Annotated in this window: 11 protein-coding genes; 8 read left to right on the top strand and 3 right to left on the bottom strand. The window is 61.1% G+C overall.

What is annotated here, in order from left to right; translation table 11 throughout:
* The first annotated feature begins 31 nt into the window (after positions 1-31).
* From HDF16_RS06950 to polA, 5 genes are all read left to right on the top strand, one after another.
* Positions 32-976 carry an ABC transporter ATP-binding protein gene (locus HDF16_RS06950; protein WP_184214864.1) on the top strand — a complete coding sequence of 315 codons (945 nt, stop codon included), beginning with the start codon at positions 32-34 and terminating at the stop codon, positions 974-976.
* On the top strand, positions 969-2,231 hold the full coding sequence (locus HDF16_RS06945; protein WP_184214862.1) for an ABC transporter permease: 1,263 nt from the start codon (positions 969-971) through the stop codon (positions 2,229-2,231). The genes HDF16_RS06950 and HDF16_RS06945 overlap by 8 nt, the downstream gene beginning before the upstream one ends.
* 95 nt (positions 2,232-2,326) lie before the next feature.
* Entirely contained in the window at positions 2,327-2,968 is a 642-nt protein-coding gene (locus tag HDF16_RS06940; RefSeq protein WP_184214860.1) for a DUF374 domain-containing protein, read from the top strand.
* 220 nt (positions 2,969-3,188) lie between these two features.
* On the top strand, positions 3,189-4,310 hold the full coding sequence (gene queA, locus HDF16_RS06935; RefSeq protein ID WP_184214858.1) for a tRNA preQ1(34) S-adenosylmethionine ribosyltransferase-isomerase QueA: 1,122 nt from the start codon (positions 3,189-3,191) through the stop codon (positions 4,308-4,310).
* Positions 4,311-4,330: 20 nt separating this feature from the next.
* Entirely contained in the window at positions 4,331-7,336 is a 3,006-nt protein-coding gene (polA, locus tag HDF16_RS06930) for a DNA polymerase I (protein WP_184214856.1), read from the top strand.
* Between the two features lie 317 nt (positions 7,337-7,653).
* Here polA and HDF16_RS06925 read toward each other — a convergent pair whose 3' ends face one another.
* Complete coding sequence (locus HDF16_RS06925) at positions 7,654-8,487, bottom strand: hypothetical protein (protein WP_221312578.1); 834 nt, start codon at positions 8,485-8,487, stop codon at positions 7,654-7,656.
* A 599-nt stretch (positions 8,488-9,086) separates the two neighbouring features.
* Here HDF16_RS06925 and HDF16_RS06920 point away from each other — a divergent pair.
* Complete coding sequence (locus HDF16_RS06920; protein WP_184214852.1) at positions 9,087-9,572, top strand: hypothetical protein; 486 nt, start codon at positions 9,087-9,089, stop codon at positions 9,570-9,572.
* 76 nt (positions 9,573-9,648) lie between these two features.
* Here HDF16_RS06920 and HDF16_RS06915 read toward each other — a convergent pair whose 3' ends face one another.
* Entirely contained in the window at positions 9,649-10,668 is a 1,020-nt protein-coding gene (locus HDF16_RS06915) for an MBL fold metallo-hydrolase (protein WP_348641259.1), read from the bottom strand.
* Between the two features lie 113 nt (positions 10,669-10,781).
* The gene (locus tag HDF16_RS06910; protein WP_184214851.1) at positions 10,782-11,870 is read right to left on the bottom strand and encodes an MBL fold metallo-hydrolase; all 1,089 of its coding nucleotides are present in this window, start codon (positions 11,868-11,870) and stop codon (positions 10,782-10,784) included.
* A 269-nt stretch (positions 11,871-12,139) separates the two neighbouring features.
* On the opposite strand from HDF16_RS06910, the gene HDF16_RS06905 reads away from it, so the two are divergent.
* Together HDF16_RS06905 and HDF16_RS06900 are read left to right on the top strand one after the other, a co-directional pair.
* Positions 12,140-13,210 carry a hypothetical protein gene (locus tag HDF16_RS06905; protein ID WP_184214849.1) on the top strand — a complete coding sequence of 357 codons (1,071 nt, stop codon included), beginning with the start codon at positions 12,140-12,142 and terminating at the stop codon, positions 13,208-13,210.
* Positions 13,211-13,310: 100 nt separating this feature from the next.
* Entirely contained in the window at positions 13,311-14,060 is a 750-nt protein-coding gene (locus tag HDF16_RS06900; protein WP_184214847.1) for a tetratricopeptide repeat protein, read from the top strand.
* Positions 14,061-14,230: the final 170 nt, after the last annotated feature.

Here is a 14,230-nt window from a genome sequence, read left to right as displayed (position 1 = left end):
AACTCACCTCATCACACCACCCCGAGATCCCATGTCCATCGTTGAACTGCACAACGTCCGCAAGGCGTACGACACCAAAATCGCCGTCCACGGACTCTCCTTCAAGATCGAGCCCGGCACCATGTTCGGTCTTCTCGGCCCCAACGGCTCCGGCAAGACGTCGTCGATCCGCATGATGATCGGCATCACCGTGCCCGACTCCGGCACCGTCTCGCTCTTCGGCCAGCCCTTCGATCGCAGCCAGCTCATCCGCGTCGGCTATCTTCCCGAAGAGCGCGGCCTCTACAAAAAGATGAACGTCCTCGATCAGCTCGTCTTCCTCGGACAGCTCCACGGCCTCGACGCAGCGACGGCGAAGAAGCGCTCCCTCATCTGGTGCGAGCGCATGGAGATCACCGAGGCCATCCCCAAGAAGACCGAAGAACTCTCGAAGGGTATGCAGCAGAAGATACAGTTCATCGCCTCGCTCCTGCACGAGCCCGATCTCATCATCATGGATGAGCCCTTCAGCGGCCTCGACCCGGTCAACGCAACGTTGCTTCAAGACACTCTGGTGGACCTCCGCAAGGAAGGCAAAGCCGTCCTCTTTTCAACCCACCGCATGGACCAGGTTGAAAAGCTCTGCGACGAGATCGCCCTCATCGCCAACGGCCATCTCCTCCTGTCCGGCTCCATGCGCGAGGTGAAGTCCACCTATCCGCGCAACCGCGTTCAGGTCGTCTTCGAAGGCTCGGACGCCTTCCTGAAGCACCCCGCCATCGAAGAGGCCAAGAACTACAGCGGCCACGCCGAGATCAAGCTCGCTCCATCCTCCGACCTCGCCGCCGCCTCAAACGCCGTCCTCGCCGAAGCCCTCACCGGTGCCCGCATCTCCCGCTTCGAAGTCATGGAGCCAACGCTCGAAGAGATCTTCATCGAGCGCGTGACCGCCCAGAACGCGGCCAACGCCAACGCAAACGGAGTCGCCCATGTCTAGCGTCCAGCCCAGCTTCTTCCATAACACCTGGCTCATTGCCAAGCGCGAGTACGTCGAACGCATCCGCGCCAAAAGCTTCATCGTCATGACCGTGCTCATCCCCGCGCTCATGGGCGGCCTCACCTTCGCCATGAACTACGCCACAGGCAAGAACGCGAAGTCGGATGTGAACCTCGCCATCGTCACCCAGGACTCCAGGTTCGGCCTCGATCTCCAGCAGGAGCTCGCGAAGCACAAGCACCCGAAGATCACCGCAAACGTCTTGTCACCGCAAGGCGGTGGAGCTGATACGCGTCTTACGCTCGAAGGCGAACTCAAGAGCAAAGACCTCGACGGCTATCTATGGGTTACCCCTCCGGTATCCGAGCACGCAGCCCCAACCTTTGAGTGGAAGACGCGCGCCAGGGGCTACATCAACACCCAGAACGAGCTCAGCGAATCCATCCGCACCGTCCTCACCCGCCAGGGCCTCGCCCACACCGGCATGGGAGCCAACGACGTCGAAGCCCTCATGCAGCCCATCGATCTCGACGCCTCAGTCGCCAGCAAAGACTCCGCCTCCTCCGGCGAAGCCGTCGCCTTCGGCCTCTTCTTCATCATGTACTTCGTCATCCTCTTCTACGGGATGAACGTCGCCCGCTCCATCATCGAAGAGAAGACCTCGCGCATCTTCGAGGTCCTTCTCGCCACCATCAGGCCCGAAGAGATGATGGCCGGCAAGGTCCTCGGCGTCGGATCGGTCGGCCTCACCCAGGTCGGCATCTGGCTCCTCGGAGCTATCGCCCTCAGCGCCCCCGGCCTCATCTCCCTCGGCGACGACTTCGCCTTCCACATCACCGCCCGGCAGGGGATCTTCTTCGTCGTCTTCTTCTTCCTGGGCTACACGCTCTACTCCGGCATGGCCGCTGCTCTCGGCGCGATGACCAGCTCCGAGCAGGAACTGCAGCAGATGAACATCTTCCTTATGCTGCCTCTCATCGCCTGCTCCGGCGTCGTCTTCACCGTCGTCTCGGACCCCAGCGGCACCGTGGCGAAGGTCTTCTCTTTCATCCCCTTCTGCACACCGCTCATCATGTACGTCCGCATCGCGGTCAGCCAGCCACCCTGGTACGAGATCGCCATCTCGATCGCGGGCCTCGTCCTGACCATCGCCGCGATCCTCTGGTTCGCCGCCCGCATCTATCGCGTCGGCATCCTGATGTACGGCAAAAAACCCAACCTGCCCGAACTTCTGCGCTGGCTCAAATACAGCTAACTTCCGGAACTCCAAAAAGCCGGGTGCCCCACATCTCGCTTTTGAGATGTGGGATATTCGTGCGAAGCACGAACCGCTCCCGCTAAACTAGCCAAGTGCCACCACCCAACTACACCCTCACCCAGCGCCTGACCCTCTTCCTCGTCCCGCGCCTGGCCTCGCTGCTCATCCGCATCCTCGGCTCGACCCTCCGCTACGAAGACATCATCTCCCCCGGTGTCACTCCCGGCTCTCAGATCCCCGGTCCGGTTGTCTACGCCTTCTGGCACCGCTGCCTTCTCTCCTGCGCCTACTACTTCCGCGGCCAGAAGATCGCCATCCTCATCTCCCGCAGCTTCGATGGCGAACTCATAGCCCGCACGGTCGAGCGCCTAGGGTTCATCGCCATCCGCGGCTCCAGCTCGCGCGGCGGCGCGATGGCCCTGAAACAGATCGCCGACGAGTACGGCCGAGGCACCCGCTGCGCCATCACCGCCGACGGCCCCCGAGGCCCCAACATGGTCGCCAAGCCCGGCACCGCCCAGTTCGCCCAGCTCGTCGGCACCTGGGTCGGCACCTTCTACGTCCTTCCCCTCCGCGCCTGGGAGCTCAAGACCTGGGACCGCTTCCTCATCCCCAAGCCCTTCAGCCGAGTTCTCATCACCTGGCCCCCCCACGTCCCCGCCGCCGAAGTCACCGAACAAACCGTCCAGGCCAATCTCGATCAAGCCGTTGCGATGACGCAGAAGGTGCTCTAGCCGACCGGCCTCCCCTCAGAAGCGTCATCTCGACCGAAGCCGTGCAGTTTCACCGCACGGCGCAGTGGAGAGACCCCCGCATTTCGCCGTTGCCGATGCTTGTTTTCCCCACCGTTCAATATCCGCGCATCAGCGGGTGCCCCATATCTCGATTCTGAGATGTGGGCCTTCGCGCCCCGCGCGAACCGCTTCTGTTTCCATCTGCATTAAACTCATCAAAGTGCTCGTCTCCGATTTCAACTTCGACCTTCCCGAAGACCTCATCGCCCAATCCCCGCCCGCGATCCGCGGCACCAGTCGCATGCTCTCCGTAGACCGCGCCACCGGCACCCTCAAAGACGACACCTTCGCCAACCTCCCCAGCTATCTCCGCGAAGGCGACCTCCTTATCCTCAACGACAGCCGTGTAATCCCCGCGCGCCTCTTCGCCACCCGAGCCCGCAGCCCACAAACCCAGGCCAGCTCCCCCGACCCAACCGGCCGCATCGAAGTCCTCCTCACCCAGCAACTCCCCAGCGAAGAACAAGAAAACATCTGGTCCGCCTTGGTCCGTCCCAGCCGCAAGATCCAGCCCGGCGAACACCTCCACTTTGCCGATCCAGTCACTAACGAAATAGCCCTCACAGCGGAAGTCCTCACAACAGGAGAATTCGGCGAACGCATCCTCCGCTTCGTCCCCAACTCCGAGCCCTTCCACGCCATCCTCGATCGCATCGGCCACATGCCCTTGCCGCCCTACATCCACCGCGATGACGCAGCCGAGGACCGCCAACGTTACCAGACCGTCTACGCCAACCAGCCCGGCTCCGCCGCCGCTCCCACCGCAGGCCTCCACTTCACTCCTGAAGTCTTGCAAGCCCTCAAAACCAAGGGCGTGCAGATCGAGTACGTCACCCTCCACGTAGGCCTTGGCACCTTCCAACCTGTCCGCGCCACCCACCTCGCCGACATCCGCCTCCATGCCGAGCACTACACCCTCCCCGCCGCCACCGCCACGGCTATCAACGAAGCCCTCGCAGACAGACGAAGAATCATCGCCGCTGGAACCACCACGACCCGCACCCTCGAACACTGCGCCCTAGTCGCCGACCGCAAACCCCTCGAGCCCCACTCCAGCGAGACCAGCATCTTCATCTCCCCCGGACACACCTTTCGCATCGTGCAGGGACTGCTGACCAACTTCCACCTCCCACAATCGACGCTCCTGATGCTGGTCAGCGCTCTCGCCGCTCAAGCCCCCAGCGCAGAGCAGGGAAGAGAACTCATCCTCTCCGCCTACCACCACGCAGTCCAGCAGCGCTACCGCTTCTTCAGTTACGGCGACTGCATGCTCCTGGTCTGAGGCGCTATCCTCAAAGAGCCATGGCGATCAACCCCAACGACTCTGCGAAACAATCCTCCAAGCCCCCAATCTACCTTCTCGACAGCATGGCCTTCATCTTCCGCGCTTACCACGCCATGCAGCGCCAGCGCCCCATGTCGACGCGCACCGGCATCCCCACCGCCGCGACCTATGTCTTCGTCAACATGATCAACAAGCTGCGCAAAGACTTCTCCCCGCAGTACCTCGCAGCCATCTATGACGTCGGCGCCCCGGTCCATCGCAACGAGCTGGCGACCCAGTTGAAGGACGTCCAAAAATTCAACATCAAGACCCAGGCCTTCGAGACCATCGAGTATGGCGGCTACAAGGCCAACCGCGCCGAGACTCCACCCGACCTCATCCAGCAGCAGCCCTACATCCGCCGCGCCCTCGAAGCCTTCCGCATCCCCATCCTCTACTACGAGGGCTTCGAGGCCGACGACGTCATCGGCACCCTCTCGCACAAGCTCGCCGCGCTCGGTCACCACGTCTACGTCATCTCGCCAGACAAGGACATGATGCAACTCGTCACCGACGAAGTCAGCATCCTCAATCCCACCAAAGACAATCTCATCCTCGATCCAGCCGGCGTGACCAATGTCCTCGGCGTCCCGCCCGAACAGGTGATCGACGTGATGGCCCTGCGCGGCGACTCGGTCGACAACATTCCCGGCGCTCCCGGCATCGGCGACAAAGGCTCCATCGACCTCATCAAGGAGTTTGGCTCCGTAGAAGCCGCACTGGACCGCGCCGACGAAGTTAAGAAGAAAACGTATCGCGAATCGTTACAAAATAATCGCGACAACATTCTCCTCTCGAAAGAGCTCGTCACCATCCACACCGAGGTGCCCATCGACTTCTCCATCGAAGCCATGCGCACCCAGCCCGTCGACAACGCCGCCTGCCGCGCCCTCTTCTCCGAGCTCGAATTTACCACGCTGCTCAAAGAACTCGCCCCTTCTGTCGACAACACCGTCATCTCCTACGATTTGAAACCCACGCAGTTACAAATTGATCATCTCCTCACTGCTGCTCGCGCGATCAACTCCGAAACCGGCCTCCCGCAGGGCCTAGCGATAGCCATCTTCGAAGACGCTCGTGCACTCTCCGAAGAGCTTGCCATCGAAGACCCCGCCACCGAGGCCGAAGTAGAGCCACCACCCGCCGAGACGATGTCCCTCTTCGGCGCTCCTGCAGACACAACCCCCGAAACCTTGTCATCCTTCGTCGAAGGCGGAGGACCTGCTTCTAGTGCAGCCACAGATGCCCCCGACCCCGCCTGCCGCCTAGGCCTGGCCGTGACAGCCGACTCCGCGATCGAAGTCTCCCTCGACGCCCCAGGCATCAAAGAGGCCCTCGCCGACTCCACTCTTCCCAAAGACCTCCACGACCTCAAAGCCGTCCTCCGCGCTCTCGTTCCGCATAGCATCGAACTAGCCGGAGTCCGCGACGATGTGATGCTCCTCAGCTACCTAGTCAACCCAACCCACGGCTCGCACACGCTGCCCGACATCGCCGCTCGCACCACCAGCCGAGCCCTCATCCATCAGCCCACGAAGCTCAATCCCGCCGACCCCAACCGCCTTCCCGAAGCCGCTGCCGCCATCGTTCGCCTCGCGACTGCGCTCTCCACGCAACTATCCGAAGCCGGCACCTTCGAGCACGAGATCCCCAAAGATGACCCCGCCCTCGGCGGTGCTGTGACCCTCGAGATGTTGGTAACCGAAAAGCCAACGCGCAAGGAAGATATCTCCCCGCTTCATAACGTCTATGAGACGATCGATCTCCCCCTAGTCCCTGTCCTCCTCCGCATGGAACAGACCGGGGTCCGCGTCGACAGCGAAGTCCTCCGCGCTCTCTCCAGTCGCCTCTCCATCGACATCGACAACCTCGCCGAGCGCATCTACTCCCTCGCCGGTGAGACCATGGGCCTCGACTCCCCTCATCGCTTCAATATCAACTCGCCCAAGCAGCTAGGCGACGTCCTCTTCAATAAGATGAACCTCCCCAAGCCCATGAAGTACGGCAAGGGAAAAGTAGTCAGCACCGCCCAGGACGTCCTCGAAGAACTGGCCGAACACCACGCCGCTCCCGCTCTCGTCCTCGAGTACCGCCAGATGTCCAAGCTGCGCAGCAACTACACTGACCAGCTTCCGACCCTCGCCGACTCCGAAGGCCGCGTCCACACCACCTTCAATCAGGTAGGCACCGCCACCGGCCGGCTCTCCTCAACCAACCCCAACCTGCAAAACATCCCCACCCGCACCGCCCTCGGTCGCGAGATCCGCACCGCCTTCATCGCCGCCCCCGGCAACGTCCTCATGTCCGCCGACTACTCGCAGATCGAGCTCCGCCTCATGGCCCACTTCTCGCAGGACCCGCTCCTGCTCAATGCCTACCGAACTGACCAGGACATCCACACCCTCACCGCAGCCGAGGTCTTCGGCGTCGACCCCGCCACCATGTCCAAGGAGACGCGCGCCCGCGCCAAGGCCGTCAACTTCGGCATCGTCTACGGCATCAGCCCCTTCGGCCTCGCCGCCCAGCTGGGCATCGACCAGAAGGAAGCGAAGCTCTACATCGAGACCTACTTCGACCGCTACAAGGGCGTCCGCACCTTCATCGACGAGACCCTCGAAACCGTCCGCCGCGACGGAGCTGTCAAGACCTACTTCGGCCGCATCCGCCCCATCCCGGACATCCAGTCCCGCAACCCCAACATGCGCGGATTCGCCGAACGCACTGCCGTCAACACGCCGCTGCAAGGCACCGCCGCCGACCTCATCAAGCTAGCGATGATTGCCCTCGATCGCGAGATGACTGCCCGCAACCTCCGCTCAAAAATGACCCTTCAAGTCCACGACGAACTCCTCTTCGACGTAGTCCCCGAAGAGGCCGAAGAGCTTCAGGCCCTGGTCAAGCACGAGATGGAACACGTAGCCGAGTTCTCCATCCCCATCGTCGCCGACGTAGGCATCGGCCAGAACTGGCGTGACATCAAGTAGCTTCAACTCGCAAAAATAAGCCTGCGCCACGCAAACATCACGCGACGCAGGCTTGCGGCAGAAAACTCTTCTAGAGCGGTGTTATCCGCTAAGCCCCCGGCACCGGAGAAGGGAAGCCGAGAACTGGATACTTGCACTGGCACTGGTCCTGCGTTGGCTCAATCAAAGCAAGCATGGACCTTCCCCGCCGGAAAGTTGTCTTGGCTCGGTCTTATTCTTGTCAGCACTTTGTCGATGTCTTCAATGCAGCCTGATTAACTGCACAAGCCGTCCGCAAAAAGCGGCCATTGCTCCGCCGTCACTTACTCCGCTGTCATTTACTTCGCCGTTGCTTCTAACGCTCCCGTCGCCGTCATAAAGTATGGCGACGCTCCAGTCTGGGTGACCTTGACCCCATGCGTCGTCCCCACCTGGTAAGCGTCTTTCGGAATCGTCAGGATAAATCGGTTACGGATCAGGAAGAGGATGCCTGCAATTCCGTCTCTGCGGAACTCCGGGGCCGAACTTAGCGTCAGGCCACCATCGTTAGCGCAAAGCAGTTCCAGATTATTGACCGAACGCGCAGCGGGCGGCGGGGCGAAGGAGGAGGTTGCACCCGGTGTTCCGTGTGTGGTCGTCAGCGAGTTCCGTGAAAAGTCGTCCGCATCTGCCTGCCGTTTGTCCCTCAGCCCGAAGATGGCCACTCCCTGGTCGAACGCGTACTGCTCCACTGCCAGCCAGTCGTACTTCCCACCGCCACTTTCACCGCTTGAGATGAGCAGGATCGCCCGCCTTCCCGGAGCATGCGATAGTCCCGCAACCGCTACGGCGATGTCGTCCCACAGCGGAAACGTCTTGCCGCATGCCGAGTGATCCTTACCCCCATGCAGCGTTGGGAACGTCATCGCGTCGCTCACCCCCTTCCGCAATGCCGCGGCGTCAGGAACCCCATTGTTCATCGAGCGTGTCATCGTGCAATCGGCCGCGTACATCGTGATCCGATCCTTTGGAAGCAACTGCGATCCCACCAACCCTGCAAACTCGTCGCCCAGCTTGGCAAGATCGTGAAAGCTGTCCCTGCTCGCATCGATCAGAATCACCAGCGAGAGCGGATCCTCACCCTCCCGGCGCATCGAGAGCGGCGTAATCTGCGTTCCATTTGCGGTCTTCAACCGCAGCCTCTCCAACGACACGTCGTCGACAGGCCGATGGATATGATCTGTGACCAGCAAAACCATCTCAAGCGTCGGTGCAGCAACTACAGGGGTGCCTGAAGGAACTGTTGCTGCAGGTGCAGTCGCAATCGGATCTGTTGCCTGACTACGCAGTAGGGCGCAACTGCCGGACAGGAAAAGGAAGGCGGTCAACGAAATCAAGGTAGGAACAGAAGCGAGCGAACGCGAGTATTTCAAGTAGGATTCACCTTCTGCGGAGCATTACGCATCCGCGTGAAACTGCCTCTCTCGGGCGCAGGAAGCATAACACTTCGCAGGTAAGCCAGCTTCTGGCTTGCCAAGAAAGACGGCTCCTCTCCGGCGGCACCGACCCGCTAAATCAAGCGATGTCTGCCACTTTCGTGTCACACTTGGCCCCTGAAGCCCAAAAATTCTTGCCCATAAAGGGCAAAGCCATTAGCATCACCTCAAGGACAAATCCTCGCCACCTGCTGTCTGCCTTGAGTTGCGTTTATGCTCTTCTGTCGTTCCTTCGTGTAGTTGGATCTCGTCCCTCCAAGCGATTCACCAGATCCATAACGCGAAAGGTAGATTTAATGCACTGGCAGACCATCCACCGCTTCAGATTTCTTTTGGTAATGTTGCTGGGCATCTCCTGCCATTCCGTCGCTCATGCTGCCTGCCAGGTCGAAGGCCCCTCGCTCGAAGAGACGACGAAGTATCTCGTTGAAGCCGGCCGTGCGACCGTCCCAAACTTTACCCTCACGTATAGCGTCGAAACTGGCGTCATCAAGCTCGACTCCGGCTTCCGCCAGAGCGTTCCTGTCTATCTTCTCGACTGCGAGTCCTTCGTCGTCAGCGGCCACCCGCCCACCAACGTCAAGGTCTGGTGCAAGGACAACGTTCTCTGCGTCAACAGCATGCAGAAGACCGGCGAGCCCTTTACCGAAGGCGCACTCCGCATCTACTACGAAGCGGACGAAGAGCACGCCCTCCGCGTAGCCCGCGCCCTATCGCACTTCGTCTATCTCGTGCAGAAGCAGTACGACGAACAGAAAGACCCCTTCGCCACCAAGAAGTAAATCGGTCCTCGTAGAACCGTCATCGAACCGCCCATCTGCCGCTCCTTTTCGGAGCCGCAGATGGGCGGTTCAGTTTCTAGTCATACGCATAGGGATTCGTGTCCACCGTAGTCATTCCGCGCGTCTGGTTGCAAAGAAACACTGAGCCGGTGAAGTAGATCCCCGGCTTGGTCACGGTCTTCGCCACTTCGTACGCATGCTTCAGCTCCGCCACCGTCAATTGCACTGGCGCCTCGTCAGGCTGATACGTAATCCCGTACGGATAGTCCTCGCCCGTCTTGCTAATCTCCACATGACATCCAACCACATGCGTCACCGGGTGCGTCTCCAGGAACTTCATCAGCCGCTCCATGCTCTTGTACCACTTGTCCCAGAAGCTGATGTAGCACCGCCCCCGGTAGAACATATCGCCCGTGAAAAGAATCTGCGTGTATTCGTCGTAGTAAGCAAACTCTGACTCGACGTGCCCCGGGCTTCCCCAGATCAGAATCTTCCGCCCTCCCAGGTCGAGCGCCACCCGCTCCTCCGGGTAGTTCGTCATCCCCCAGAACCCGACCATCTCCTCGTGTGTCTGCCCCATGAACCGCGTATTCGGCCTATCCCAGAACTGGTCGATCCCCGCATAGTGGTCATCATGCAGATGGCTGAAGCTCAAGAGCAGCCCCATCTCCTCTGGCTTGCGTCCATTCCGCCCGCACCACTCCGCAATGCACTGGTCGACCGCATCCCGCAGCCCCCAATCCGTCCGTAGCTGCGTATACCCCTGGTCGATGAACAGTATCCGTTCGTTCCCAAAGTAAAGGTGCATAAACGGGGCTTCGTAGCTGTAGGCCTTGTTCTGCCGCAGGTACGCCGTGTGCTCGTTATACCAATGCACTTGCACCGCCGGATCCTTGTTGTCCATACAAGAGGGCGATCCGCAGATCCACTTATCCGGCCAAGTCCCGGCCGCTGGAACACTGATTGTGAAGTCGATCACCTTCGCCGCAATAGGCGGCTCCGCGACCGCCTCCCGCTCCATCACAGCCGACACCGTAGGAATCACCACCGAAACAATCGGCAAAGTCAGAAAACTTCTACGATCCAAGAAACTCACCTCCCCTTTTTCTTTGTCATTCCCGAAGGGAATCTGCTGTTGCTTGTGCGCCACACACTCTGTGCCCCATTCATCGCAGCATCATCGCGATGAGTGGGTCCGCCACAGATCCCTCAAGGCAGCCAGAACGGCACCGCAATATCCGGCATATCCGCCCCGGTCCGATAAACCTGCTCATCCGGCCCCACCCGGTTCAGCAGGATAAACTCCTCCCGAAACACCACCTTCGCCTGCCCAACGATGCCAGTCGCAGACACCAGCGCGTCCGCGATGACGCCAGGCTCCAACTGCAGCACATGCTCAAACTCCCGATGGTTCCTGAATCTCGGATAAGCCCTGCCCGGCACGAACATCATCTCCACGTGCCCACCCATCACCCACTTCACCGGATGGCTCTCGCTCCAAGCCTTCAGCCGGGTCAGCGAGGCCACATAGTCGCGATCGTTCGCGATCATGATCCGCCCCGGATACAGCAGGTCACCCGTATAAAGCATCTTGTTATACGAGTCATAAAACGTCACCCCATCCTTATGCGTCCCCGGCGTAGGAATGACGGTGATCACCCTCCCGCCCAGGTCGATCTTCCGCGTCTCATGCGGCCATTTGCTCAACCCATAGAAGGCCTTCGCCTCGGCCAGCTCCATCGGCGCAAGCGTCGTGTCCGGCCGTCCCACAAACTGCCCCCGCCCTTGGTGCTGCGAGACGTCCTCACCCGAGGTCAGCACCACGGTCAGCGGAATCGTCTTTCTCCCCCGCAACTGGCACCACCGCCGCACCAGCGCATCCACCGTGGCCCGCAGCGGATAGTACGCCGCATCCGGCGTAGCTCCCGTATCGATCAGCAGCGCCTCACTGTTTCCAAACAGCAGATAGGTAAACGGAGCCTCCCAATGCACGCACGGATTCTCCCGCAGGATGTACGTGTCCTCGTTGTAGGCGATCACATGTACCCGGGGATCGGTATTCTTCGCCGCAACCACCGACCCATGAATCCACCGCAGGGTAATGTCCCCCGCCGCCGGCCCTTCGCACGCGTAGTCATGCATCACCGGCCCCGTCCTGCGCAGCGGCAGGCACGAGTCCGTATTCTTCACCCCCAGCGGGTTATAAGCCTGCTCCGGATCGCCATTCGGTGTATTCGCCAGCTTCTTCGGCGGCACCACCACGCACGGAACAGTCACCTCTGGACTACCAGCCTGCATCGACCCCCCTAAAGATCGTCATCTCGACCGAAGCCGTGCAGCTTGATCGCACGGCGCAGCGGAGAGACCCCCGCATTTCGCGTTTGCCCCACCACACCGCGCCCGGACGCAACCCCCGCCGCCGCTCCCCAACCCTCTGAAAGTGATGCTCCCAGTCTACGCGCCCACACGCCCTCGAATCAGCAATATAGCCACTGCCTATCCCTCACATAACCTCATCGCTAGCCCTCTCAAAGATCGCCAGCCACCGAAATTGCGTCAAACCATACATGACAGCCGAACAAGGCTCCCAACGAGGAGCCCTCCTCCCTCCCTCTGCACTTCTGCTCATCCTGGTACTCATATACCCGCTGTCTGCCTCCGCCTCCGCGTCCTTCCTCCTCGAAGAGCCCTACGGCACCTTCGGCGCACTCAACCCCACCGGCCACGCCGCCATCTATCTCGACAACGTCTGCGCCGACGCCCCCACCCACCTTCGCCCCTGCCGAGAAGAAGAACCCGGAGTCGTCCTCAGCCGCTACCACCACGTAGGCGGGTACGACTGGGTCGCCATCCCCGTCATCCCCTATCTCTACGCCGTCGACTCCGTCAGCGAGATCCCCGAACGCGTCGACAAGAAGGAAGCCGCCGCCCTCCGCGACGCCTACCGCCGCAAGTACCTTCTCGACATTGCTCCCACCACCCTCGACGACCGCGCCCCAAAAGGCGACTGGACCCAGCTCGTCGGTGCCTCCTTCAACCGAAGAATCGATGGCCTTCGCTTCGATACCACGCCCGATCAGGACCTCGAACTCATCGCCATCCTCAACGACCGCCGCAACGTAGCCCACTTCAATCTCTTCTATCGCAACTGCGCCGACTTCTCCCGCTCCGTCCTGCAGCACTACATGCCGGACGCCATCCGCCGCAATGTCATCGCTGACTTCGGCATCATGACCCCCAAGCAGATCGCCCGATCCCTCGTCGTCTACGACAAGCGCCACCCGGAGCTGCACGCGACCTTCTTCACCATCCCACAGGTTCCCGGAAACATCCACCGCAGCCACTCCGTCGACGGCGTAGCCGAGGCCCTCGTCAAGAGCAAAAAGTACGTCATCCCGTTGACCTTCTTCGCTCCCCAGGTCACCGGAGCAGCCGTCGCCGCCTTCCTCGTCGATGGCCGCCTCAAGCTACCCAAAGACGCCCCGGATCTTGTTCTAACCACCAGCACCGAACTGCAGCCCTCCGACGGCCTCACTGCGCCGGCAGAAGACCCGGCCGGCCCCGCTGCGACAAGCCCCGCCACTTCATCTCCCGTCCGGCTGGACTCAGCCGACCCCGCCTCCCCGCTGTTACACTAAAGATTCGCGCCGTCCCTTCAGCGCGGACATCTTTTCAGTTCCGCCAGATGGCCGGATCACCTCGCCGCCGCGGAACAACTCAAAGGAAGACACAACCACCGTGGATCAACAGACCAAAGAGACTCTCAAGCACGACCAGTTCATCGACACCACCAACTCCGGCATCTCCTGGGCCAGCGCCAATCGCGGCACCCTCATCACCGGTGCCGCCGTTCTGCTCGTCGCGATCGTAGCCCTCATCGGTGGCTTCGCTCTCTACAACCACCGCTCGGAGCAGGCAGCAACCGACTATGGTGCCGCCATGCAGGCCTACCAGACGCCCATCGCTCAAGCTGGTCAGCCCGTGCCTCCCGGCGTCAAGACCTACCCCTCCGTCCTTGAGCGCGCCAAGGCCGCCAACGCCATGTTCCTCACCGTCTCGGACAAGTACGGCATGACCCACTCGGGGAAGCTCTCGCTCTACTTCGCTGGCCTCACCTACATCGAAGCCGGCCAGAACGGCCCCGCCGAGACCACCCTCAAGAAGGTCGCCGACGGCTGGAACTCCGATCTCTCCGCGCTTGCCAAGCTCTCTCTGGCTCAGCTCTATCGCCAAACCAGCCGCGATCCCCAAGCCATCGACCTCTACAACCAGCTCACCGCCAAGCCCACCTCCACCGTCCCCGCAGGTCTCGCCCAACTCCAGCTCGCCGAACTCTACGAGTCCGAAGGCAAGCCCGCCGACGCGAAGAAGATCTACGCTCAGCTCAAGGACAAGGACGCCAAGGGGCCCATCGGCCAGATCGCGCAGCAGAAGCTGAACCCGACCCCTGCAGGCGGCGGTCCCGGCGCAGCAATCCAGGCTCAGTAAGCATCCGTTCCAACCTTAAACTGAAGCGGCGGACCAGAACTCAGGTCCGCCTTTTCAGTTCAGCGGAGTTATAAGAGAAAGCCTACATAAGGGCACGACGTCAGCCGTACTACAGGCTGTAAATTCTGAGCGCGGCTTTATCCGCTGAGATACGTTGCTGGAAACACGTC

This window comes from Granulicella aggregans, assembly GCF_014203275.1.
Classification (GTDB): domain Bacteria; phylum Acidobacteriota; class Terriglobia; order Terriglobales; family Acidobacteriaceae; genus Edaphobacter.
This window is presented reverse-complemented; position numbering and strand designations above follow the sequence as displayed.

Bases quoted from the DNA above. Each gene is read 5' to 3' on its own strand.
- HDF16_RS06950 (WP_184214864.1), top strand. From the start codon at position 32: ATGTCCATCGTTGAACTGCACAACGTCCGCAAGGCGTACGACACCAAA.
- HDF16_RS06945 (WP_184214862.1), top strand. From the start codon at position 969: ATGTCTAGCGTCCAGCCCAGCTTCTTCCATAACACCTGGCTCATTGCC.
- polA (WP_184214856.1), top strand. From the start codon at position 4,331: ATGGCGATCAACCCCAACGACTCTGCGAAACAATCCTCCAAGCCCCCA.
- HDF16_RS06920 (WP_184214852.1), top strand. From the start codon at position 9,087: ATGCACTGGCAGACCATCCACCGCTTCAGATTTCTTTTGGTAATGTTG.
- HDF16_RS06910 (WP_184214851.1), bottom strand. From the start codon at position 11,870: ATGCAGGCTGGTAGTCCAGAGGTGACTGTTCCGTGCGTGGTGGTGCCG.
- HDF16_RS06905 (WP_184214849.1), top strand. From the start codon at position 12,140: ATGACAGCCGAACAAGGCTCCCAACGAGGAGCCCTCCTCCCTCCCTCT.